16 protein-coding genes are annotated in these 22,552 nt (G+C 69.9%); 7 read left to right on the top strand and 9 right to left on the bottom strand.

All coding sequences use genetic code 11. The annotated features are described in order from the left end of the window. Nucleotides 1-33 precede the first annotated feature (33 nt). Entirely contained in the window at nucleotides 34-189 is a 156-nt protein-coding gene (locus AB0395_RS41400) for a hypothetical protein (RefSeq protein ID WP_366291610.1), read from the top strand. On the opposite strand, the gene AB0395_RS41395 is transcribed toward AB0395_RS41400, so the two are convergent. Continuing rightward, a complete protein-coding gene (locus tag AB0395_RS41395; protein ID WP_366291607.1) occupies nucleotides 186-3,443 on the bottom strand; it encodes an efflux RND transporter permease subunit in 3,258 nt (1,085 codons plus the stop codon). The two genes, AB0395_RS41400 and AB0395_RS41395, sit on opposite strands and share 4 nt — an antisense overlap. A gap of 124 nt (nucleotides 3,444-3,567) precedes the next feature. Here AB0395_RS41395 and AB0395_RS41390 point away from each other — a divergent pair, with 124 nt between their 5' ends. Together AB0395_RS41390 and AB0395_RS41385 are read left to right on the top strand one after the other, a co-directional pair. Continuing rightward, entirely contained in the window at nucleotides 3,568-4,035 is a 468-nt protein-coding gene (locus tag AB0395_RS41390) for a MarR family transcriptional regulator (RefSeq protein ID WP_366291604.1), read from the top strand. Nucleotides 4,036-4,197: 162 nt separating this feature from the next. Then, complete coding sequence (locus AB0395_RS41385; protein ID WP_366291601.1) at nucleotides 4,198-5,355, top strand: MFS transporter; 1,158 nt, start codon at nucleotides 4,198-4,200, stop codon at nucleotides 5,353-5,355. Nucleotides 5,356-5,395: 40 nt separating this feature from the next. Here the strand turns inward: AB0395_RS41385 and AB0395_RS41380 are convergent, their stop codons facing one another. Next, nucleotides 5,396-5,875, bottom strand: a complete 480-nt coding sequence (locus AB0395_RS41380) for a DM9 repeat-containing protein (protein ID WP_366291598.1) — start codon at nucleotides 5,873-5,875, stop codon at nucleotides 5,396-5,398. A 336-nt stretch (nucleotides 5,876-6,211) separates the two neighbouring features. On the opposite strand from AB0395_RS41380, the gene AB0395_RS41375 reads away from it, so the two are divergent. Further along, complete coding sequence (locus tag AB0395_RS41375) at nucleotides 6,212-6,808, top strand: dihydrofolate reductase family protein (RefSeq protein WP_366291595.1); 597 nt, start codon at nucleotides 6,212-6,214, stop codon at nucleotides 6,806-6,808. Nucleotides 6,809-6,945: 137 nt separating this feature from the next. Beyond that, on the top strand, nucleotides 6,946-9,120 hold the full coding sequence (locus AB0395_RS41370; protein WP_366291592.1) for a penicillin acylase family protein: 2,175 nt from the start codon (nucleotides 6,946-6,948) through the stop codon (nucleotides 9,118-9,120). Between the two features lie 143 nt (nucleotides 9,121-9,263). On the opposite strand, the gene AB0395_RS41365 is transcribed toward AB0395_RS41370, so the two are convergent. After that, nucleotides 9,264-10,679: an MFS transporter gene (locus tag AB0395_RS41365; protein ID WP_366291590.1), complete on the bottom strand. Its 1,416-nt coding sequence runs from the start codon at nucleotides 10,677-10,679 to the stop codon at nucleotides 9,264-9,266. Nucleotides 10,680-10,775: 96 nt separating this feature from the next. On the opposite strand from AB0395_RS41365, the gene AB0395_RS41360 reads away from it, so the two are divergent. Beyond that, nucleotides 10,776-11,654 (top strand): LysR family transcriptional regulator, encoded by an 879-nt coding sequence (locus tag AB0395_RS41360; RefSeq protein ID WP_366291587.1) that lies wholly within the window; start codon nucleotides 10,776-10,778, stop codon nucleotides 11,652-11,654. A gap of 30 nt (nucleotides 11,655-11,684) precedes the next feature. Here AB0395_RS41360 and ugpC read toward each other — a convergent pair whose 3' ends face one another. The 6 genes from ugpC to AB0395_RS41330 form a co-directional block, all read right to left on the bottom strand. After that, complete coding sequence (gene ugpC / locus AB0395_RS41355; RefSeq protein ID WP_366291584.1) at nucleotides 11,685-12,806, bottom strand: sn-glycerol-3-phosphate ABC transporter ATP-binding protein UgpC; 1,122 nt, start codon at nucleotides 12,804-12,806, stop codon at nucleotides 11,685-11,687. 29 nt (nucleotides 12,807-12,835) lie between these two features. Continuing rightward, nucleotides 12,836-13,864: an NAD(P)-dependent alcohol dehydrogenase gene (locus AB0395_RS41350; RefSeq protein ID WP_366291581.1), complete on the bottom strand. Its 1,029-nt coding sequence runs from the start codon at nucleotides 13,862-13,864 to the stop codon at nucleotides 12,836-12,838. A gap of 11 nt (nucleotides 13,865-13,875) precedes the next feature. Further along, nucleotides 13,876-14,817 (bottom strand): carbohydrate ABC transporter permease, encoded by a 942-nt coding sequence (locus AB0395_RS41345; RefSeq protein ID WP_366291578.1) that lies wholly within the window; start codon nucleotides 14,815-14,817, stop codon nucleotides 13,876-13,878. Next, the gene (locus AB0395_RS41340) at nucleotides 14,814-15,749 is read right to left on the bottom strand and encodes a sugar ABC transporter permease (protein ID WP_366291575.1); all 936 of its coding nucleotides are present in this window, start codon (nucleotides 15,747-15,749) and stop codon (nucleotides 14,814-14,816) included. The genes AB0395_RS41345 and AB0395_RS41340 overlap by 4 nt, the downstream gene beginning before the upstream one ends. Continuing rightward, the gene (locus AB0395_RS41335; RefSeq protein WP_366291572.1) at nucleotides 15,750-17,048 is read right to left on the bottom strand and encodes an extracellular solute-binding protein; all 1,299 of its coding nucleotides are present in this window, start codon (nucleotides 17,046-17,048) and stop codon (nucleotides 15,750-15,752) included. It abuts the gene before it with no gap. Nucleotides 17,049-17,356: 308 nt separating this feature from the next. Continuing rightward, on the bottom strand, nucleotides 17,357-18,850 hold the full coding sequence (locus AB0395_RS41330) for a mannitol dehydrogenase family protein (protein ID WP_366291568.1): 1,494 nt from the start codon (nucleotides 18,848-18,850) through the stop codon (nucleotides 17,357-17,359). A gap of 1,235 nt (nucleotides 18,851-20,085) precedes the next feature. On the opposite strand from AB0395_RS41330, the gene AB0395_RS41325 reads away from it, so the two are divergent. Then, on the top strand, nucleotides 20,086-22,552 hold a 2,467-nt coding region (locus AB0395_RS41325), incomplete at its 3' end, for a S8 family serine peptidase (protein ID WP_366291565.1).

The raw sequence follows: 22,552 nt of genomic DNA, 5'->3' as shown, positions 1-22,552 counted from the left end.
GCTCCCCGGCTCCGGCGTGCCTTCCCCACCGTCATGCTCCGCCGTACGGTGCCCGAGGCCGGAGCCTGCCGTACGGCGAAGCCGCCGCACGAGGCCCTGTGGGCCCGCCGTACGAAAGACGGCGATGTCGTGCGGCGGCCTGCCGGGCCGCCGGGGCGGCGGCCCGGTGAAGCGGCGGGACGGGACTAGCCGACCGGGGCCAGCCTGTCGTCGTCCTGAGCCTTCGCCTCGGCCTCGTGCTTGCCCGCCTTCGGCGTGCGGCGGAAGCGCTCCTTGGTCCGCTCGAGCATCACGTACAGCGTCGGCACCAGCACCAGCGTCAGCAGCGTCGACGACAGCAGACCGCCGATGACCACGATCGCCAGCGGCTGGGAGATGAACCCGCCGGAACCCGTCAGGCCGAGCGCCATCGGGATCAGCGCGAAGATCGTCGCGACCGCGGTCATCAGAATCGGCCGCAGCCTCCTGCGACCGCCCTCGATCACCGCCTCGACGATGCCGAACCCCCGCTCGCGGTACTGGTTGATCAGGTCGATCAGCACGATGGCGTTGGTCACGACGATGCCGATGAGCATCAGCATGCCGATCAGCGCGGGCACACCCAGCGGCGTGCCGGTGGCCAGCAGCAGCCCGATGGCGCCGGTCGCGGCGAACGGCACGGAGACCAGCAGCACCAGCGGCTGGGCGAGACTGCGGAACGTCGCCACCATGATCATGAAGACGATCGCGATGGCCGCCAGCATCGCCAGCCCGAGCTGGCCGAACGCCTCGCCCTGGTCGGCGCTCACGCCGCCGATGGTGTACGTCGCCCCGGTGGGCAGCGTCAGGCCCTTCAGCTTGGCGGTCAGCGTCGTGGTGATGCTGCCCAGGTCACTGCCGGTCGCCGTACCCGAGATCGTCGCGCTGCGCTCCCCGTCGATGCGAGTCACCTGCGTCGGCCCGTCCACCTTGGCGACCTTGGCCACATCCGACAGCTTGACCGTCCCGGTCGCGGTCGGCAGCTTCAGCTTGCCGATCGCCGCCACGTCCTCGGGGGCGTCGCCGTTGCGCAGGATCAGGTCACTGGCCCGCCCATCGAGGGTGATCTGTCCCTGCGGCGCGCCTCTGAACGCCTGCGCGACGAGCTGCCCGATCTGTGCCTCGGTCAGCCCCTTGGCCGCGGCCTTCTTCCGGTCGACCTGGACCTCGACGCGCTTGGCGCTGGCCTCCAGGTTGGAGGAGACGTCCCGCAGCCCGTCCATGCCGGCCACCGCGCCGCGCACCGTCTCGGCCGCATTGCGCAGCGTCTCGATGTCGGGTGCCTGCACGATCACCTGGAGCTGGTTGGTCGAGCCGCCGCCGGGGCCGCCCTGGGAGCCGCCGACGGTGATCTCACCGACGTCCTGAAGCTTCTTGAACCGATCGCGCAGCGTGTTCTCAAGCGCGGAGGTGTCGGTCCCCTCGGCCATCGTCACCGAGTAGGAGGCGTGGTCCCCGCCCCCGCCACCACCGGCCGCGCTCATGAAACCGCCGCCGGAGCCCACGTTGACCTGGTAGGACTCGACCTCCTTGAACGAGCCGAGCACCTGCTCGACCTGCTTGGCCGCCGCGTCCGTCGTGGCCAGGTCCGTGCCCGGGGGCATCTTCTGGCTCAGGGAGAGGGTGTTCTGGCCCGAGGAGTCGAGGAAGTTGGTCTGAAGGCGTCCGGCCAGGCCCATCGTTCCCACGAAGATCACGATGCCGACCAGGACGGTGATCAGCCGCCGCTTGGTCGCGAAGCGCAGCACCGGCAGGTAGATCCGCTGCAGCGGGCTGCGCAGTTCCTTGGCCTCGGCCTCCTCCCGCACCGCGCGCGCCTCCTCGGGGCTGAGCACGGGCGCCTTCAGGAACCAGTACGCCAGCACCGGGATGACCGTCAGCGACACCAGCAGCGAGGCCAGCAGCGCGACCGACACCGTGATCGCGAACGGCGCGAACAGCTGCCCGACCATGCCGCCGACGACCGCGATCGGCAGGAAGACCGCCACCGTGGTCAACGTCGAGGCCGTCACCGCGCCGCTCACCTCGCGCACACCCGCCAGCACGGCGTCCCGCTTGGCCTCGCCGTACCCGAGGTGGCGCTTGATGTTCTCCAGAACCACGATCGAGTCGTCGACCACGCGGCCGACCGCGATGGTCAGCGCGCCCAGGGTCAGCATGTTCAGCGAGTAGTCGCCGAGCCAGAGCGCGATCAGCGCGATGACCACGGACAGCGGGATGGACATCGCCGTCACCAGCGTTGAGCGCAGGGACAGCAGGAAGATCAGAATGACCAGCACCGCGAAGGCCAGGCCGAGCAGGCCCTCGGTGGTCAGATCCTCAATGGAGCGTTCGACGTAGGGCGCCTGGTCGAAGATCACGGTTACCTTGGCGGAACCGCCGACCGCCTTCTCCATCTCCGGCAGCTTCTCGCGTACCGCGTGGGAGATCGCCACCGCGTTGCCGTCGGGCGTCATGGTCACCGAGATGCCCAGGCTCGGCTTGCCGTTGGTGCGCGTCAGCGAGGTGCTCTCCGCCAGCGACCGCTCGATCTTGGCGACGTCACCGAGCTTGACGGGCTTGGGAGGCTTGGGAGCCGCCGGGGGTGCCGCCTGCTGCTGCGGCCCCCGTGCGCCGAGTGCCGCCTGCGCCGCCGCGCCCGTACGGCCCTGCGGCGCCCCCTGCTGCTGGGCCTGCGGGGACGAGGCGGGCTGCATGTAGAGGTTCTCGAGGTCCTCGATCGAGGTGATCTGGCTGCCGATCTGAACCGTCAGCGACGTCTTGTCCTCGGTCAGGCTGCCCGCGGGGATCGACTGGCCGTTGGCGCGCAGCACGTCCGCCACCGCCGTCGGCGCCAGTCCCCGCTTGGTGAGTTTCTTGCTGTCAGGAGTGATCACCACGGTCTCGTCCCGCGTGCCGCTCACCGTCGCCTCGCGCACGCCGTCAATGCCCTGCAGCTCCGGCACCATGACCTTCTGGAGCTTGTCGGCGACGGCCCGCTGGTCACCGCCCGCGGCCACCGCCAGCACCAGCACCGGGATGTCGTCGGTGCCGCCCGCCAGGACCTGGGGGTCGACTCCGTCCGGCAACTGGGCGTCGATCCGTGCGATCGCCTGCTGCATCTTGCTCACCGAGGCGTCGATGTCAGTGCCGTACTCGAACGACACCTGGACCTGCGACATCCCCTCCCTGGAGGTGGAGGTCACCTCGGTGACCCCCTCGATGCCCTGAAAACTGTCCTCAATGGGCTTGGTGACCTGCTCCTCGACGATCTCGGGGGAGGCTCCCAGATAGGGGGCGACCACGAAGGCCCCGGGGAACGAAAGGGAGGGCAGCAACTGTTGTTTGAGCGAGGGGATCGCGAAGGCGCCGAACGCGCTCAACACGACCGCGATCATTATGACAAGGCTGCGGTTGGCGAGACTCAACCTGGCCAGGGCGGTCATGGGGGCGGACTCCTAAGGGGCCTGAGGGAGATGTCACAATAAGTTTGCCCCAGACTAACACTTCGCCTTATACGAATATTTAACGTCGCCTTGCAATCCTGATAACCTTCTCAGGAAGCGAGAGGTGAGTGTGGACGACGAACGCGACCGGCTGATCAGCCGAATCGGCGAGATGCAGAGGGACCTTGGGCGATTCCTCGCCCAGCGGCGCCCGCCGTCCCCCCTTTTCGACTCCAACCTCACGATGCGCCAGCTCAAGGTCGTGATGATCCTGTCCTACCAGGACTCCGCCTCGGGGCAGGATCTGGCCCACCACCTCGACGTGGGTCTCGGCACCGTCACCGGCATCGTCGACCGCCTCGTCGGCCACGGCCTGGTCGCCCGCCGTGAGGATCCCAACGACCGCCGCATCCGCCGCGTCGAGCTCACCCCCGCGGGCCGTTCCCTCATCGAGCGGATAACGGACGCGGGTCTCGCCGAGTTCCGCCACCTCCTCGAATGCCTCGACACACCGACCCTCAACGACCTCCTGAGCGTCATGACCAGGATCGAGGCCACGACCGCCGCGCTCTACCGGCGCGACGCCTCCTGAGGAAAACCCGCCGCGACGGCGTGGCCGCCCGCCTCGCGAGGGTCGCCGTCCTCCTCTTGGGCGAGGCCCGCCGCCAGATCATCCGTGACGAAGGGGCTTCTCCCTCCGTCGAGCAGGCGCGTGGTTGAATGTCGCCGCGAAACCAGAGACCCCGGGGGCGCCATGAGTGGCACCGCGATCCGGCAGGTGACCGGCGCCCGCCGGGCCGTGTCCTTCTTCTTCGTGCTGCTCGGCACCGTCTCCGGCGCCTGGGCCGCCCGCATCCCCGCCGTCAAGCACGACCTCGGCCTCGGCAACGGGCAGCTCAGCTACGGCCTGCTCGCCCTCACCACCGGGCTCATCGTCGGGATGCGCTTCGCGGGACGCCTCACCGACCGTTTCGGCAGCGCCCGCGTCGTCACCCCCGCAGCCGTCGCCACGACCCTGGCCGTCATCCCGCCCGGCTACGCCCCCACCCTGCCTCTCCTCGTCGCCGCCCTCTTCCTGTACGGCGTCGTCAGCGCCTCCCTCGATGTCTCCATGAACGCCCACGGCGTCGAGGTCGAGCGCGCGTACGGCAGGCCCCTCATGTCCGGCTTCCACGGCATGTACAGCGTCGGCGGCCTCCTCGGCGCGGGACTGGGCGGCCTGTTCGCCTGGCTCGGCACCGGGGCGGGCACCACCCTGGCCGCCACCGGCGTCCCCCTGGCCCTCGCCTGCCTTCTCGTCAGGCGCCACCTCCTGCCCCACGCCCCTCCGGCCGCGAAGAACCCCCGTACGGCCACCCGCGCCCGCTGGTCCGGCTGGATCGCGCTGATCGGCGCCGTCGCCTTCGCCGGGCTCGTCGGCGAGGGCGCCGCCGTCGACTGGACCGCCGTCTACCTCTTCGAGGACCTCCACGCCCCGCAGGGCGTCGCCGCCCTCGGTTTCGCCGTCTTCTCGACCGCGATGACCGTGGGCCGCTTCGCCGGAGACCACCTGGCCCTGCGCCTCGGCCCGGTCCGCCTGGTCCGCCACTCCGGCCTCCTGGCCGCCGCGGGCCTGGGCACCGCGCTCCTCGTCGGCAGCATCCCCGTCGCGATCGCGGGCTTCGCCCTGTTCGGCCTCGGCCTGGCCACGATCGTGCCCCAGGTCTTCTCCGCCGCGGGCAATCACGACCCCGCCCGCGCGGGGCACGGCATCGCCCAGGTCGCCACCATCGGCTACGCGGGCCTCGTCGCGGGCCCCGCGATCATCGGCGGAGCGGCGGAGCTCGTCGGCCTGCCCGCGGCCCTGGGCATCCCCGCCCTGCTGGCCGCGATCATGGCCGTCTCCGCCGGAGCCCTACGCCCGCCCCGATAGACCGGCGCAGGCTTCGGCGCGGGACATGGGCTGCGATGACTCAGGGACGCTGCCACTCGAAGGCGGGGTCGCCGTCGATGTACTGGCCGGGGCTAAGGACAGAGAACCGGGATATCCACAGCTCCTCGCCGCCGTACGGAATGGCCGCGGCCGTCCAGTCCGCTCGCCACTTCCCGAGGTGCAGGCCGCCGTTGTGGTAGGCGCGGGCGGCGTACAACGGGGTGCCGTCGGCCTCGTGGCCGCAGACGACCGCATCGCCGGGAGAGCCACCGGGAACGTTCCACACACCGCCGGAGCCATCGCTCAGCCGATGTGTCCAGACCTCGGCCCCATCGACCCACACCTCCTGGCCACCGAAGGGGATGGCGGCCGCGCGCCAGTCGGCCCGGATCTTCCCGAGGTGCAGGCCGCCCCCGTACGCGACCCGTGCGACATAGAGGATCTGATGGTCCTGTTCGAAGCCCGCCTGTCGTGCCTCCGGCGGCAGCCCGTTCCATGGGGTGAAGTTTGCTGTAACCATGCGACCACTTTCCGTCATGACGTCGCGTGCCGCAATAGCCGACGGAGAAGTAGATCTCGAGTTCGCCGCCCAGCGCCCGACGGGCCGGGACGCATCGCGGACACCCCCACCCAAGAACCCGGACAGGAACGACGCAGCCGACAAATTATTTTGTCTTGACAATTTGAATCGTCGGCAGATAGCGTGAAGGCATGCTCGAAGTGGAAGTGATCGAGAAATCACACGGACTCGTCGAGCCGGTCGAGGAGCGACCACCGGGTCGCCGTCGCCGTCATCCGAATATCCGGCCGCAGGCCGACGCCGTAACCAAGGCACACCCCCAGAGGAGCGAGTCCCATGCGCATCGTGGTCAGTGAGTTCATGAGCTTGGACGGCGTCGTGCAGGCGCCGGGCGGACCCGACGAGGACACCGACGGTGGCTTCGCCCACGGCGGCTGGTCACACCCGTTCTTCGATCCGGAGGTGGTCGGCGGCGCCTTCGACGACGCGCTGACCAAGGCCAGAGCGCTGCTGTTCGGGCGCCGCACATGGCAGACGATGGCCGCGGCGTGGCCCGAGCGGGCCGGCGACCCGTTCGCCGACAGGATGAACGCCATCCCGAAGTACGTCGTGTCCAAGACACTGAGCGAGGACGACCTGACCTGGGACAACACCACCCGCATCCCCGGCGGCGAGGCCGTGGCCCGCATCCGCGAGCTACGCGAGACCGATGGCGGCGACCTGCTGGTCATGGGAAGCCCCACGCTCGTGCGCGCCCTCCTGCACGAGGGCCTGGTCGACGAGCTCCGGCTCATGATCATGCCGGTGATCCTCGGCGGCGGTAAGACGATCTTCCCCGGTGACGGTGTGCCGCGCACGCTCGAGCTGGTCTCCACGGTCATCAGCGGCACCGGCACGCACGTGTGCACCTACCGGCCGGTCGCCGGGGAGTAGGCAGGGGCGGCGTTCGAGGGGGCTTTCCGCTGTCACGGTTCGATACTTCGGAGCACTTCGCCCCCTACTTTGGTACACGCCGAACCCGACTCATACACGATGTGGAGCGACAGGCCCCCCGACAATGATCAGCGGGTATGAGATCCAGCAAAACGCTCCTGTGGGGCCTGACCGCGACGCTCGCACTGGCGCCCGCCGCGGTTCATGCCGAAACCACGGCGGGCCCGGCGGCCACCATTCAGTACACCGCTTACGGCATCCCGCACATCACCGCGAACACCGTCGAAGGGGCCACGTTCGGTCAGGGATACGCGCAGGCTCGTGACAACGTGTGCGCGATGGCCGAGTCCTATCTGACCGCCAGGGGCGAGCGGTCGCGCTTCTTCGGGCCCGACACCGCCCCCAGGCCCGGCTACGCTCCCGGCGCGGCGACGAACCTGGCCAGCGACCTGTTCATCCGCAGCCAGACCGAGGACGGGCAGCTCGAACGGTTGCTGGCGCGGTCCGCGCCGTACGGCCCGCTGCCGGAGGTGAGGCAGGCGGCGCGTGGCTTCGCGGCCGGATACAACAGGTACCTGCGCGAAGCACGCATCACCGACCCTGCCTGCAAGGGGGCTGCCTGGGTACGTCCGATCACCGACCTGGACATCTTCCGCCTGCAGTACCTGACACTGTTCACACTGGCGGGGGAGTCGGCGTTCGTGGCCAACGGATTCCAGCCCGCCCCCGGCGCTCCCACCACTCCCCCCGCTCCCACCGCCACCCCCGGCAGCAACGCGATCGCGCTCGGCGGGAAGTCCACCCGCGGTGGCGGTGGCGTGATCCTGGGCGCCCCGCACCTGGGATGGGTCGGGCAAAGCCGTTTCTGGCAGTCGCAGCTGACCGTACCCGGCACACTCGACGTCTCCGGGGCCACGCTGCTCGGCCTGCCGCTGATGGTCGTCGGCTACACCCCGACCGTCGGGTGGAGCCACACCATCTCGACCGCCAAGCCGATGGCGCTGGTCAAGCTGACCCTCAAAGACTCCACCACCTACGTGGTCGACGGTCGTCCCGAGAAGATGACCGAACGCCGGGTCGGTGTGAACCTCGCCGGGGGCACGACCACGACCAGGACGCTCCGTTCGACCAGGTACGGCCCGGCGGTGACGATCGACGGCGACACCTACGCCGTGGCCAGCGCCACCAAGGGCAACCTCCGGCTGCTCAACTCCTGGTACGGCTTCGCTCGCGCCAAGACCACCGACGACCTGCTGACGGTCCTGCGCACCAACCAGAGCAGCACCGGGAACACGATCGCCGCCGACTCCCGTGGCCAGGCGCTCTACGCCGACATCCAGGGCGTCCCCAACATCCCCGACGCCTGCGTGAGCACGATGGTGAGCGGCATGGCCATCGTCGACGGCTCCCGGAGCGCCTGCGCGCCGGGCACCGACCCCGACAGCCTCGTGCCCGGCACGGTCGGCCCCGCCCGCCTCCCGGTGCTGCGCAATCGCGACTACACCTTCAACGCCAACGACAGCCACTGGCTGAGCAGCCTGGACCGGCCGCTCATCGGCTTCCCTCGCGTCACCGGCGACGGCGCGACCCCGCGCAGCCTGCGGACCAGGGCGGGCCTGCTCTCCCTGACCGAACGGCTGAAGAAGGGGCCCTTCGACGGCGGCGACCTGTGGGACCTCAACCTCGACAGCCGCTCCTACGCCGCCGACCTGGCGGTCGACGCCCTGGTCCGCGACTGCGCGGGCTCGGCCGAGGTACGGCGGGCGTGCCAGGTGCTGGCGAAGTGGGACCGGCGCTTCGACGTCGGCAGCCGGGGCGCGCTGCTGTTCACCCGTTACTGGCAGCTTCTCGGCACCCCCGACTGGCGGGTGCCGTTCGACGCCGCCGATCCGCTGCGCACCCCGCGCGACCCCAAGCCGGACCTCAAGGCGCTGGGCGACGCGGTGGCCTGGATGCGGACGGCCGGAGTCCCGCTGGACGCCCGGCTCGGCGACCGGCAGTACGTGGCCGACGGAGGACGGCGCATCCCCATCCCCGGCGGTGGCCTCGACGACGGGCTCAACGTGCTCGAAGGCGAGTGGGACGGCGGCCACCTCGTGCCCGCCTACGGCAACACCTACCTCCAGCAGGTTTCCTTCAATGACACCGGCTGCCCCGGGGTGCGCACCCTGCTCACCTACGGCCAGGCGGCCGACCCCACCTCCCCGCATCACGCCGACCAGACCCGGCTCTACTCCACCGGCCGGTGGGTGACCCCGTCGCTCTGCGGCGGCGCCAAGGTCGTGGAGACGATCAAGATCGCATCCTCGTAGCGGCGCTATGCGAAACCGGGCCGGTACCGAGAGTGCCGGCCCAGGCAGGCCGCCGGTGCCGGGCGGTGAATTTCAGAGGTCGTCCGCGGGCCGGGTCGCCGATTGACGGCCCGGCACCTCGCTTCTCAGGGGCGGGGTCGTCGTCACCGGTGGTTCGGCCGCGCCGCGCCGAGGGCGAACCAGACTCCGGCCGCGGCGCACACCGAGGCCGACAGCAGGAGCGCGTAGGCCGATCCGATCACGGTGCCCAGGCCGGCGAGGGCTCCCATGGCGGCGACCCCGAGCGTGGCCCCGGTTTGGCGAACGGCGTTGAGCAGCCCTCCGGCGGATCCCGCCGTCCCTTCGGGGGCGGCGCCGACGACGGCGGAGACCAGGGCGGGCAGCACGAACGACACACCGAATCCGGTGAGCGACAGTCCCAGGGCAAGCCAGCCGTATCCGGCCCCTGTCCAGGCCGCCCAGCCGAGCGTGACGCCGCCCGCGGTGAGCAGTGTCATCCCTGTCAGAATGGGTGGGCGCGGGCCGAAACGCGCCACGATCCGGCCGGTCACCGGCGGGTTGAGCACGAACGGCAAGGTGAGCGGCAGGAACGCCAGGCCGCTGACGGCCGCGTTGAGGTGGCGGTCCTGCTGGAACAGCAACGGCAGCACGAACAGGCTCCCGTTGAGGGCGAAGTTCACCGCCGCGCCCGCCGCCAGCCCAGTCCGCACGCCTGCGCCGCGCAGGAGCGCCCGGTTGACCACGGGGGCCGTGCTGCGCCGTTCCAGGGCAATGAACACGGCGGCCACGAACACCGTGGCCGCCCCCGATCCGGCCGCGTGCGCCCAGGAACGTGAGCCTGCGGCGACGAGCGTGTCGGTCAGCAGCGCCAGCACCGTGCAGGCCGCCAGCTGCGCCGTCCAGTCGATCCGCCGGTCGCCACGTGCGCGCTCGGTCACTCGCCCCGTGGTCAGCGCGAGCACCAGCACCGCGATCGGCACGTTGACCAGAAAGATCGCCCGCCAGCCCGCCAGGTCGACCAGCACGCCACCGGCGATCGGGCCCGCGGCCACCGCGGCTCCGCTGATGGCGGCCCAGGCCGCCACGGCGCGGGTGCGCTCCGCCGGGTCCGGGTAGAGCAGCGCGATCATCGCCATGGAGGCAGGCACGCAGGCGGCCCCGGCGGCGCCGAGCACCGCGCGCAACACGACCAGGGGCTCCAGTGCCGGGGCAAGGGCCGACAGCAGCGATCCGAGCCCGAACACCACGACACCGGCGCGGAAGACCCGGTGCGCGCCGTACCGGTCGGCGACCGCCCCGGCCGACAACAGCAACGCGCCGAACACCACCGTGTAACCCGTGGTCACCCACTGCAGACCGACGATCGAGGCGCGCAACGAGGCGGCCAGATCCGGCTCCGCGACCGAGAGCACGGTCATGTCCAGCAGAACCATGAAGTATCCGAGCGAGATGCCCAGCAGCGCGAGGGGCCTGCGACCGGTCCTGGCCGTCGCCGGGGCCCGTCCGTCCGAGGGACCGTCCGGGAGTTCGCCTGCGGGAGAGGACTGGAGAGACGTCATGCCCTCCACTGTCCGGGCAGGGCTCCGTCGTCTCCACCGGCGCACCCGTACCCTCCGTTCGGAAATTCCGAACGCCCGCCGCGGGTTGGGAGAGGCATGGAACTGCGCCAGTTGCGGACCTTCGAGGCTGTGGCACGACACAGGACAGTGACCGACGCCGCCGTCGCCCTCGGGATGGCCCCCTCCAGCGTCTCCGAGCAGATCCGCACTCTGGAGAAGTCGCTGGGCGTGGCGCTGTTCGAACGGACGTCCAGGGGCATGCGTCTGACCGGGCCGGGTGAACGCCTGCTCGGCTGGGCCCGCCGTCTGCTGGATCAGGCCGAGCAGGCGCGCCGCGAGGTGACCGGGCAGCAGCAGGAACTGCGTCTGGGCGCACTGGAGACCATCGCCGCCGCCTACGTGCCGCAGGTGCTGGCGAGGCTCGCCGGACGCCGCCCCGACGTCCGCGTCGGGGTGCGGCCCGCCATGAGCCGGGACGACCTGTTCGCCGACGTGGCCGCAGGCCGGCTGGAGGCGGCGCTGCTCCTGGACACCGGCGACGCTCTGGGGGATCTCGGCTTTCCACCGCCACCAGCGCCGTTGACCTTCCTCGACGTCGGCGCGGTCCCGCTCGCCCTGGTCGCGGCCCCCGGCCACCGGCTGCGCGGGCGCCCCCACCTGAGCCCCGGCGACCTGTCCGGCGAACGGCTTCTGGTCAACGTGTCGAACTGTTCCTTCCTGCTGGCCGCCGAAAAGATCATTGGCCCCGGACCGGAACGGGTCCAGGCCGGCGGGGTTCCGGTGATGCGCGCCTGGGCCGAACAGGGCCTGGGGATCTGCCTGCTCCCCGAGTTCGCGGTGTCCACCGCCTTGGAGTCCGGCACACTCACCAAACTCGCCCTCTCGGCCCCGGACCTGAGCCTGCGGCTCGTCTGGCGCGACGACAGGGAGGACCTGCCCGGACTACGCGACGTCCTCTACGCCGCCTGCGCCTAAAAGCGCGGCACCACGGCGATCCCGACGCGGTCAGGGGGGCAGCCGCCGCCCCGTGATCGCGGAGAAGAGCCGCTCCTTTCCCGGGACGATCCGCAGCCGGACCCGGTCCCCCTTGGCGGGCGGGGCGTTGGGGTCGACGCGGGCGATGACGGTCTGCTCGAGAAGCGCCGGATGAGCCTCGTCGGCGTACTGGCCGTACAGGAAGGCGTCGGAGCCCAGTTCCTCGACAACGGTGACCGTGACCGGGAAGGAGCTGAGCCCGGCGTCGACGGCTGTGTCGGCGACCAGGTCGACGGCCTCGGGCCTGAAGCCCAGGACGACGCGGTCGCCGCCCTCCTTCTTGAGCGCGTCGAGCGTCTCACGGGCCAGTCTGACCCGTGTCCCGCCGAGGACCGCGTCCTCGCCTTCGACGCGGTACTCGGCCAGGTTCATCGAGGGCGAGCCGATGAAGCCCGCGACGAAGACGTTGGCCGGATGCTGGTAGAGGTGCAACGGCGTGGCGACCTGCTGAAGGAGCCCGTCCTTGAGGACGGCCACCCGGTCCCCCATCGTCATGGCCTCGACCTGGTCGTGAGTGACGTAGACCGTCGTCACGCCGAGCCTGCGCTGCAGGGCGGCGATCTGGGTGCGGGTCTGCACGCGCAGCTTCGCGTCCAGGTTGGACAGCGGCTCGTCCATGAGGAACACCTGCGGCTCACGGACGATCGCCCGCCCCATGGCCACGCGCTGCCGCTGCCCTCCGGAGAGCTCCTTGGGTTTGCGATCGAGGTACTCCTCCAGGTCCAGCAGGCGGGCGGCGTCGCGAACCCGGCGGTCGCGTTCCTCCTTCGGCGTCTTCATCACCCGCAGCGCGAAGCCCATGTTGTCGGCGACCGACATGTGCGGGTACAGGGCGTAGTTCTGGAAGACCATCGCGATGTCCCGGTCACGCGGCGGCAGATGGGTGACGTCGCGCTCACCGATGGCGATGTGCCCGCCGTCCACCCTTTCCAGCCCGGCGAGCATGCGCAGGGAGGTGGACTTCCCGCAGCCGGAGGGGCCGACGAGGACCAGGAACTCGCCATCGGAGATGTCGAGGTCGAGGGCGTCGACCGCGGGCCGCGCGGTTCCGGGATAGACGCGTGTCGCCTCGTCGTAGAGCACTTTGGCCATTGGTCTCTCCTTGAAGTCGTTGGAGGCCGTCACTCCTGCGGCCGGACGACCGCCTTGACGAGCCCGGGGTCGCGGGCGCCCGCGGTGAGTGCCCGCTCGACCTCGGCCAGGCCGTAGTGGCCGGTGACCAGCGCGTCCAGCCGGACGCGTCCCGTGGCCGCCAGCGCGATGGCCGAGGGCCAGGTGTTGGCGTAACGGAAGGTGCCCGTCACCTCGAGTTCGCGCGTCTGCAGGTGGGACAGCGGCAGCGTGATCTCGTCCCCGCCCATGCCGACCAGGACGACCCGTCCCGCTCTCCCGACCTCACGCACCGCCTCTCCGGCGACGGCGGGATCCCCCGAACATTCGAGCAGCACGTCCGGTTGGAAGGCCACGTCGGCCAGGTCGTTCTCCCCCACGTCGAGCGCCACGCTCGCGCCCAGATCGCGGGCCATCCCGAGGCGAACGGGATTGACATCGGTGATCATGACGTCGGTGGCGCCGAAGGCCAGCGCCGCCTGCAGGCAAAGCAGCCCGACCGGGCCCGCACCGGTGACGAGCACCCGGGCGCCGGGCCCCGCCCGCGCCTTCCCGCAGGCCCACACGGCCACCGACAGCGGCTCGACCAGGGCCGCGGCGTCGGCGGACATGGTGTCGGGGACGGGATGGGCGAACTCCTCCCGCACCACGACGTACTCGCAGAACGCGCCGTCGATCGGAGGGGTGCCGAAGAACCGCATCCCCGGGCAGAGGTTGTACCGCCCCGCCAGGCACTGCGGGCAGGTGAAGTCGGGCGTCCCAGGCTCGACCGAGACGCGCTGCCCCGGGCGGTGTCGGTCGGCCCCCGCCCCCGTGGCGGCCACGGTCCCCGACGGCTCGTGGCCGAGCACCAGCGGCGCCTCGACCACGAAGTCCCCGATCCGCCCGTGCTCGTAGTAGTGCACGTCGGAACCACACGTACCGACCGACGCGACCCGTACCAGCACCTCCCCCGGCCCTGGTTCCGGCCGGGGCCGCTCCTCCAGCACGATCTTCCCCACACCGCGCAGTACGGCCACGCGCATCGTGGGTCCGTTCATGGCGGGCACTCCTACTCTCCGGTGACGGCACCGAGGGTCAGGCCGGTGACCAGCCAGCGGCGCACGGCGAGCCCGGCGAGCATCATCGGCACGACCACGATCGTGCCGATCGCGGTGAGCTGCCCCCAGTCGATGCCCGTCTGGGTGACGAGCTGGGAGGCGGCGATGGGCAGCGTCTGGGAGTTCGGCCCCGAGAAGACGACGGCGAAGGCATAGTCGTTCCAGGCGAAGACGAGGCACAGCACGAAGGTGGTGACCAGCCCCGACTTGGTCAGCGGGAGGATGACCATGCGGAAGGCCTGCCAGCGGGTGCAGCCCGCGACGAGCGCGGACTCCTCCAGGGAGGGCGGAACCTCGGCGAAGAACGCGCTCATCAGCCAGATGGCGAACGGCAGGTTGAAGGTCAGGTAGGCCAGCACGAGACCGGGGATCGAGTCGATCAGGCCGAGCCCGCGGAAGATGAGGAACAGCGGGACCACGATCGCCGCGATGGGCGCCATGCGCGTCGAGATGATCCAGAAGGCCAGGTGTTTCTTGCCGTGCATCCTGGTCCGCGCCAGGCCGTACCCGGCGAGCGCGCCCAGGCAGAGCGCGAGCAACGCGGAGATCCCCGCGGCCAGCACGCTGTGCAGGATGTAGGGCCCGAGGTTGTTGGGCCCGCTGAACAGGTTGCGGTAGTTGTCCAGGGTCGGCGCGAACAGGACCTGCGGCGTGGCCGCTGTCACGTCTGTACGGTTCTTGAACGACGACAGCAGCATCCAGAGCAGGGGGACCAGCGTCCAGAGCATGGCCACGGCGAGCAGGAGCGTCACCGTCCACCGGGAACGCCTGCTGCTGGCCTCGAGCGGCGACTGCGGCACCCCCGACGGGGCGGCGGTCACCTGCCCGTTTCCCCGCGCCGCCTGGCCGGGGACAACTCGCCGATGCGCCGACGGTGTCATCGGGGTGCTCATCGGGTCAACCCCCTGGTGTCCAGAAGCCTGACGAAGGTACGGGCGATGAAGATCGAGAAGGCCAGCATCGCCAGGCCGATGGCCGCGGCGTAACCGAAGTCGAAGAAGCGGAACGCGGTCTCGTAGAGCCGGATAGGAACGATCTTGGTCGCGTCCGCGGGGCCGCCGTTGGTGGTGACCCAGATGATGTCGAAATAGCGGATGGCGTCCATCGAGCGGATGAGCAGCGCGACGAGCAGCACGTTGGAGATCGCCGGGAAGATGATGTACCTGAACGTCATCCACGCCGGGGCACCATCGACGGCGGCGGCCTCGCGCACCGACTGCGGCACGCTGGACAGGCCCGCGAGGGTGATCAGGGCGATCAGCGGGGTCCACTCCCACACGTCCATCAGCACGACCGCGGCGAAGGCGCTGACCGGGCTGCCGAGGATGTCTCCGGTGTAGCCGAGCGAGCGCAGCATCCAGGCGTAGAGGCCGAAGGTGGAGTCGGTGAGGTAGCGGCCCAGCAGGCCGACGATCACGGGCGCGGCGAACATCGGCAGCAGCACCAGGCTGAGCAGGACGTTACGGCCGCGCAGCACGCGGTACAGGCACAGGGCGATGCCGACGCCCAGGACCATCTCGAGCCCGACCGTGAGCACGAAGTAGACGACCGTGCGCAGCCACGACATCCACATGTCGGCGTCGGTGAAGAACCGGGCCCAGTTGCCGAGGCCGACCGGTCTGAGCCGCACCCCGCCCAGCAGGCCGACATGGGAGAAGCTCATCGCGATCAGGGCGAGGAAGGGCACGATCGACAGCGCGGCCAGCAGGATCAGGCCGGGTGCCATCATCCTGCCCTCGAATCCGACGTGCGGCTCCTTCGGAGCCACGGTCTCGGGGCCGCTCGACCGGCGGAGCACCGAGGAGGAGTCTGCGGCGTGTGCCATCTAGGCCACCCACCCTCGTGCCACGATCTGGTCAACCCGTGACTTGATCGAACGCATCGTTTCCTCCGGCGACCCGGCCCCGGTGAGCATCCGGGACAGCTGTGTGAAGATCGCGGTATTGCACTCGTTCCACATGGGGATCTTGGGCCGAAGGCCGATCTTGTCGGGCCGCCAAGCCTGCCGTACCGCGGTGGCGGTGAGCATGTTGGGCATCGGCGAGGGCCTCTTCTCGGCCGCGCGCACCTCGGGCAGTTCGTAGACGGAGGTCCGCGTCGGCGTGCCTCCGCCCGCCTTGCTCTTGAGGTTGGCGAGCTGCGTCTGCGGCGAGGTGGCCCACGCGATGAACAACCAGGCCGCGCCGCGCTCGTGAGGCAGTGTGTTCTCGCTGATCGCGACCCCCGTGCCCCCGTACATGTTGGCGGTGCCCGCGGGGCCCTTCGGCAGCGGCGCGTAGTCGACCTTGCCGGGCAGCACCTCCTCGTTGCTGGCCGCGTACTCGTGCCAGTTGGGGCACATCGCCAGCCTGCCCGCGCGGAGCGCGGCGCCGACGCCGTCCCAGTCCCATGTCTTGGAGGCGGGGTCGGCGATGGACAGCAGTCGCTGGTAGAACTCCGCGCCCGCGATCGCGGCCTCCGAGTCGAGCCTGCTCGGGCCGGGGTCCCGCGACCCCATGCGGCCGACCTCCTTGCCGTTGTCGAAGTAGGCGCCGCCGTACGACCAGAGCACGTTGCTGAAGTCGTTCATCAGGGAGTCGTGCTGGCGGGCCTGGTGTCCGGTGCCGTACGCGACGTCCGCCTTGGCATGCTTGTTGAACCAGTCGGCGATCCTGTAGTACTCCTCCCACGTCCGGTCACCGCCCGGGGTCGGATCGAACCCGAGGTCGTTGGCCATGCGGTCGTGGTACTTGTCGAACAGGTCGCGCCGGTACTGCCAGATCATCGTCGGCGCGTCGTACGGCAGCGCGTAGACGGGCCCCGGTTCGACGAACCGCCCGGCCGCGTCCAGCTGGGTGGGGATGAAGTCCGCGACGCCGCCCGGCAGGTCCGGCAGGTCCGGGTCGGCCTGCAGCGAGCGCAGGTCGACCAGCCCCCGCTGGTAGGGCGCGAGCACCTGGTAGGGGTCGGCGTAGATCACCTGGTACTGGGCCCGCCCCGACGCCAGGTCAAGGGCGACCCGCTGGACGAGAGCGGTCAGCTCCAGCGTCACGATGTTGACGTTGATCCCCGTCAGATCGGTGAACGGGCTGACATTCGCGGCGATGGCCGCTGTGGGAGCGGTGTTCTCCGAGATGAAGTTCAAGGTGGTTCCCTTGAACTGGCGCCACTGGTCACCGCCCGCGGTCCGCGGTGCGTCTCCCCTGGAGCCGCAGGAGCTGAGGCTCCCTGCCAGAGTCAGCGACGCCCCCACGGCCATGGCTCCCCGGAGGAAATCGCGTCTGCTCGGCTGGGATGAATGGCAGTCCATTGTCCACCGCACCTCCTGACATCGCAGGTGAGGGCAACGAGGACAGGTTTATATCGCAAAAATTGCCACGTAAACTCACATGTAATATTTTCTAGGAAAAAATACGAAACTTTGGTTTTCTTTGGCTGAGGGAAATCCTCGCCTCACGCACATATCCCGCCCCCCGCGAGCTCCTGTACCGTCACGCGGGCGCCGTTGGCGTGCAGTGAGCCGAGCGCGCGGACGTACGGCTCGACGAACCGCCGGTCGTCGGCCAGGTCGCCGAAGAGGTCCCGATTCTCGATGAACGCCGTCGGATGTTCGCGCTGCGCCCTCGCGGCGGCCGTCAGACGGTCCCTCAGCCGGTCGACGACCTCGATCGGCTCGCCGGACTCGTCGACTCCCTCGGCGTATCTGGCCCAGCTGGCCACCACCGCGGCCGCCCGGACGATCTCACCACCGCGCGCCAGTTGTTCCCGCACGACGGGAAGCACCCATTTCGGGATCCGGTCCGACGACTCGGCGCACAGTCTCGCCAGTGTGTCGCGCACCTCGGGGTTGGCGAACCGTTCGACGAGGGTCCGCTTGTAGGCGTCCAGGTCGATGCCCGGCACGGGCCTGAGCGTCGGCGTGGCCTCGACGTCCATGTAGTCCAGCAGGAACCTCGCGATCGCGGCGTCGGTCGCCGCCTCATGGGCGTACCGGTATCCGCTGAGGTAGCCGAAGTAACAGAGCGCCTGGTGCCCGGCGTTCAGCAGACGCAGCTTCATCAGCTCGTACGGTTCCACATCCGCGACGACCTGGACCCCCGCCCCCTCGAAGGCGGGGCGTCCTGCGGGGAAACGGTCTTCGAGCACCCACTGGGTGAACGGCTCGCAGACGACCGGCCAGGCGTCCTCGACACCGAATCGCGAGACCAGGTCCCGCCGGTCCCGGTCGGTCGTGACGGGGGTGATGCGATCGACCATGGAGTTGGGGAACGCGACGGCGCCGTCCATCCAGGCGGCGAACTCGGGATCCGCGAGCCCGGCGAACGCGGTGAAGGCGCGGCGCGCGACGTCCCCGTTCCCCTGGATGTTGTCGCACGACATGACGGTGAACGGGGTGGTCCCCCTGACGCGCCTGCGGCGCAGCGCCTCGGTGACGAGCCCGAAAACCGTGGCGGGGACCGCGCCCCGCTCCAGGTCGGCACGGATCCCGGGGTCCTCCGCGTCGAACTCCCCGGTGACGGGATGGATGTTGTAGCCGCCCTCGGTCACCGTGAGCGAAACGATCCGGATCGCGGGGTCGGCCATCTTCTCGACGACCGCCTCCGGGTCGTCGGGGGCGAAGAGGTACTCGACGATCGACCCGATGACGCGGGCCTCGCGCGTCCCGTCCGGATGCTTCAGCACGAGCGTGTAGAGGCCGTCCTGCGCCCTCAGCACATCCCGCATCCGCGCGTCGCCCGGCAGGACCCCGACACCGCAGATCGCCCAGTCACGCGCCCCGCCCTCGTTCATCAGCCGGTCGACGTACATCGCCTGGTGCGCGCGGTGAAACCCGCCGACCCCGAAGTGGACGATGCCGGCAGTGAGCCCGGAGCGGTCGTACGAGGGGGTCGCCACCTCCCCGGCGAGGGCTCCAACCGTTTCCTGCGTCAGCGCGGTCACTGTCACCGGTCTCCTCTTCTCCTCTGCGGTGTCCCCGCTTCGTCCCTACGCCCAGCATGACCGGACCGGGTGCCCGTGAGGGTTTAAGGTTTCGGCACGGCATCCCCTTCCGCCGGTAAGCGTTTCGGCTCACGGGTGCACCCGCCTCATGAAGGCAGGTGAAAGACCGCCGGCGCACCCCGGGTGCCGCCGGGTCACCGCCCTGCCCGCTCGAAAGCACGATCACGGTGGTCACGATCACGCCCACCGATCCGTTTCCGTCACCGTGCGTCACAGTCGGTCTCCGTTCGCGAACGGGACATCGCGGACCCCGCGATCTCAGTGGAATGCCCACCCGATCTCGGCGAGCGAGATCGGGCCCGCCGTCCACCGGTGCGAGCCGATCGGCACGCCATTGTCTTTCCTGCGTTTCCCTCCGACATGTTCACCCTGCGTTTCCATGTTCTCCCGAACAGTATCCGGCATGCTGCCCGCGCAACCGAGCGCCACCCGGACGCCCCTTTACCACATTCACATCTTTGAGAACCACGGGTTTTTTCCCACGGTACGGCGAGGATGTTTCCCATGCGACAGGCATCGGTGGAGAGCGCTCCCGCAACCCTCATTTCACCGGGCGTTTCGCTCGGCTCCGCCCCGTGCCGGAAGCTTCAGCCTCACAGGAGAATCCCGGTTTCCCAAGGAGAACGCGTAGCCCGCGCACACCTTCCACAGCGGCGAAATCAACCGGACACCTGCTTTGAGAGCGGCCCCTCCCGCAGCTTGATGGCATATGACGACCACACGAATACGGAGCGCAGCGGGTGGCCGGGAGTCTGACGACCGTCATTTCTACGACTTTTTCCGGACGCCGTCAAGCGTAACTTTTAAACGGCAGGCCCGATCCATCAAGAATCAGCACAATGACTCCGCGCGTTCGCCTAATAGCCGACCGTGTAAATCGTTTTCACTGTTGATTTTCGCGTGGGTGATCGGCCTATGCTGACTCGTCGGGTCTGTTGTTTTCACAACGCATGCCGATCGTTCGGGTAATAGGTCTTCCCGTGACGGCGGCGCCTCGGTTTGACGTGCTCGCGGGAGCGTTCCGCCGTTCTTCGGCATGCCCGGAGTCACCGATCGCAAGGCTCTGAACTCGTACGTCGCGGAAAACACCAAAGGAGAATTTGTTGTCAGTTCACTCCAATGACCGGGACCGCGGAGGGTTTCGATCGTCGCGGCGGCGGCTCGCCGCGGCCATACTGGCTGTGACCGTCGGCACGTTGTCGGGTGTGGTCTCGGCGAGCCCCGCCTCGGCCGAACCGGCCCCGGCCTACGACCACAGCGGGGAGAAGGGGGTCGCCCCGGGAACGCACGGGCCGCTTCCCAAGGGGTTCTCCACGACCGAGCTTTCGGTGAAGTTCAAGCCCGATCTCACCGTACGGCTACGCGACCAGAAGCTCGTCGCGGAGGACACCGCCGACGCCTCCGAGATCCAGCGGGTGCTGGCCAGGCACGAGGGCGCGTCGATCAGGCCGCTGTCGTCCGTCCCCGAGGCGAAGGTCACCCAGCAACGGCTCCAGCTGGAGAAGCGGACCGGCCGTGAGCTGCCCGACCTGAACTCCTGGTTCGTCGTCACCGTGCCCAAGGGCATCGAGTCGCTGCTGGACGACCTGAACGCCCTGTCCTCGGTGGAGATCGCCCAGGCCAGGCCGATCCCCGTGGCCCCCACCGAGCCGCTGAGCCAGCACCAGAAGTACCGCAACGCGACCGCCTCCGTCCAAGGCGGAGGACTCGACGCCGACTACGCCAACGCCCAGCCCGGCGGCAAGGGCGACAACGTCACCGTCACCGACATCGAGGTCCAGTCCACAGTGCTCCCGCTGTACGGGCTGCAGACCGTCGCCGTGGGTGACGATCACTCGCTGATGGCGACGTGGACCCCGACGGTCGGAGAGGTGTGGGCCTGGGGCGACAACGCCCAGGGGCAGCTCGGCACGGGAAACACCACGGCCAAGAAAGTCCCGGTGCGGGTCCCCGGGCTGAGCAACGTCGCCACCGTCGCCGCGGGCAACGGCTACTCGGTCGCCCTGAAGACCGACGGCACCGTGTGGACCTGGGGCGACAACAGCCAGGGGCAGCTAGGCAACGGCACGACCACCGACAGCTCGGTGCCGGTGCAGGTCGCCGGGATCTTCAACGCGGTGGGCGTGAGCGCGGGTCCCGGCCACGTCCTGGCCGTACTGGCGGACGGCACCGTCCGGGCCTGGGGCGACAACAGCCACCGCCAGCTCGGCTACGGCACCGCCGACTCCTCGATCGCGATCACCGTTCCCGGGCTCACCGGCGTTTCCGCCGGGATCGGCACCGTCGCGGCGGGAAGCGGTCACTCCGTCGTCGTGCTCGCCAACGGCACGGTCAAGGCCTGGGGAGACAACAGCCAGGGCCAGCTCGGCGACGGCACGACCACCAACAGGATCTCTCCGGTCGCCGTACCCGGCCTGACCGGCGTCAGCCAGGTCAGCAGCCGCGGCGACCACGTGCTCGCCCTCCTGTCCGGCGGCACGGTCAAGGCCTGGGGCGACAACAGCCAGGGCCAGCTCGGCGACGGCACCCTCACCGACAGGAAGTCCCCGATCGCGGTCTCCGGCCTGACCGGCGTCAATGGCGTGTTCGCGGGGGCCCTGCACAGCATCGCCACGACGACCTCAGGCACCTCACAGACATACGCCTGGGGCGACAACGCCCAGGGCCAGCTCGGCAACGGCACGACCACCGACTCCACCACACCCATCACGATTCCCGTGTCCGGCGACTGGATCGCGGCCGGCCTGGCACACAACATCAGCAAAGCCGGTCAGTGGCTCTACGCCTGGGGTGCCAACGGCAGCGGGCGGCTCGGCGACGGCACCACCACCGCCCGGACCAGCCCGACCCGGCTGAGCGGGGCCGCCACCCAGTGGAACCTGTGTCATGAGGACTTCGCCGGACGCGTCGCGACCGGAGGAGTGGTCCAGGTACCCGCCATGTTCGGCGAACCGTGCACCAACGACTCCTCGGTCGGCCACGGCACCGCCGCCGCCGGGATCATCGGCGCCCAGGACGACAACGGACTCGGCATGGCGGGCATCGCACCGCACGCCACACTGCACCTGTCCGGCACCGTCATTCCCGATTCCATCGCCTACGCCACCGCGCGCTCAGGGCCGGGCGACGTGATCCTGTACGAGGTCGGGCTGATCCTCGACAGCTCCGGCCGCTGGTACCCCTGGGAGGAGGAGAGCGTCGTCTACGACCAGACGGTGCTGGCCACCGCGGCCGGAGTGACCGTGATCGAGGCCGCGGGCAACGGCGGCAACAGCCTCGACGACCCGGCCGACCCCTACGCCACCACCATCATGGGCCGCCCCGACTCCGGCGCCATCATGATCGGGGCGGGAGCGCCCCCCAGCCCCGGTGGGACGAACTGCACCGGATCCACCCCGCCCGCTGCGCGAACCGCGTTGTCGTTCTCGACGTACGGCTCGCGCGTTGACGTCCAGGCCTACGGCGCCTGCGCGGCGACCCTGGGCACTCCCGGCGGGCAGGACCTGACCCCGTCCGAGACCAACCCGAACAAGGCATACACCGGTTCCTTCAGCGGCACCTCCAGCGCCAGCGCCATCGTCGCCGGTGCGGTGACCGCCCTCCAGGGCGTGGCCAAGCAGGCGGGCGGGGTGCTCACCCCGGCCCAGG

It is taken from the genome of Streptosporangium sp. NPDC051023 (assembly GCF_040689595.1).
Classification (GTDB): Bacteria; Actinomycetota; Actinomycetes; order Streptosporangiales; family Streptosporangiaceae; genus Streptosporangium.
The sequence above is the reverse complement of the archived record's forward strand: the minus strand, read 5'-3'. Positions and strand labels throughout refer to the sequence as shown.

Bases quoted from the DNA above. Each gene is read 5' to 3' on its own strand.
- AB0395_RS41385 (WP_366291601.1), top strand. From the start codon at position 4,198: ATGAGTGGCACCGCGATCCGGCAGGTGACCGGCGCCCGCCGGGCCGTG.
- AB0395_RS41360 (WP_366291587.1), top strand. From the start codon at position 10,776: ATGGAACTGCGCCAGTTGCGGACCTTCGAGGCTGTGGCACGACACAGG.
- AB0395_RS41345 (WP_366291578.1), bottom strand. From the start codon at position 14,817: ATGAGCACCCCGATGACACCGTCGGCGCATCGGCGAGTTGTCCCCGGC.
- AB0395_RS41370 (WP_366291592.1), top strand. From the start codon at position 6,946: ATGAGATCCAGCAAAACGCTCCTGTGGGGCCTGACCGCGACGCTCGCA.
- AB0395_RS41350 (WP_366291581.1), bottom strand. From the start codon at position 13,864: ATGAACGGACCCACGATGCGCGTGGCCGTACTGCGCGGTGTGGGGAAG.
- AB0395_RS41365 (WP_366291590.1), bottom strand. From the start codon at position 10,679: ATGACGTCTCTCCAGTCCTCTCCCGCAGGCGAACTCCCGGACGGTCCC.
- AB0395_RS41400 (WP_366291610.1), top strand. From the start codon at position 34: ATGCTCCGCCGTACGGTGCCCGAGGCCGGAGCCTGCCGTACGGCGAAG.
- ugpC (WP_366291584.1), bottom strand. From the start codon at position 12,806: ATGGCCAAAGTGCTCTACGACGAGGCGACACGCGTCTATCCCGGAACC.
- AB0395_RS41395 (WP_366291607.1), bottom strand. From the start codon at position 3,443: ATGACCGCCCTGGCCAGGTTGAGTCTCGCCAACCGCAGCCTTGTCATA.
- AB0395_RS41375 (WP_366291595.1), top strand. From the start codon at position 6,212: ATGCGCATCGTGGTCAGTGAGTTCATGAGCTTGGACGGCGTCGTGCAG.
- AB0395_RS41380 (WP_366291598.1), bottom strand. From the start codon at position 5,875: ATGGTTACAGCAAACTTCACCCCATGGAACGGGCTGCCGCCGGAGGCA.
- AB0395_RS41340 (WP_366291575.1), bottom strand. From the start codon at position 15,749: ATGGCACACGCCGCAGACTCCTCCTCGGTGCTCCGCCGGTCGAGCGGC.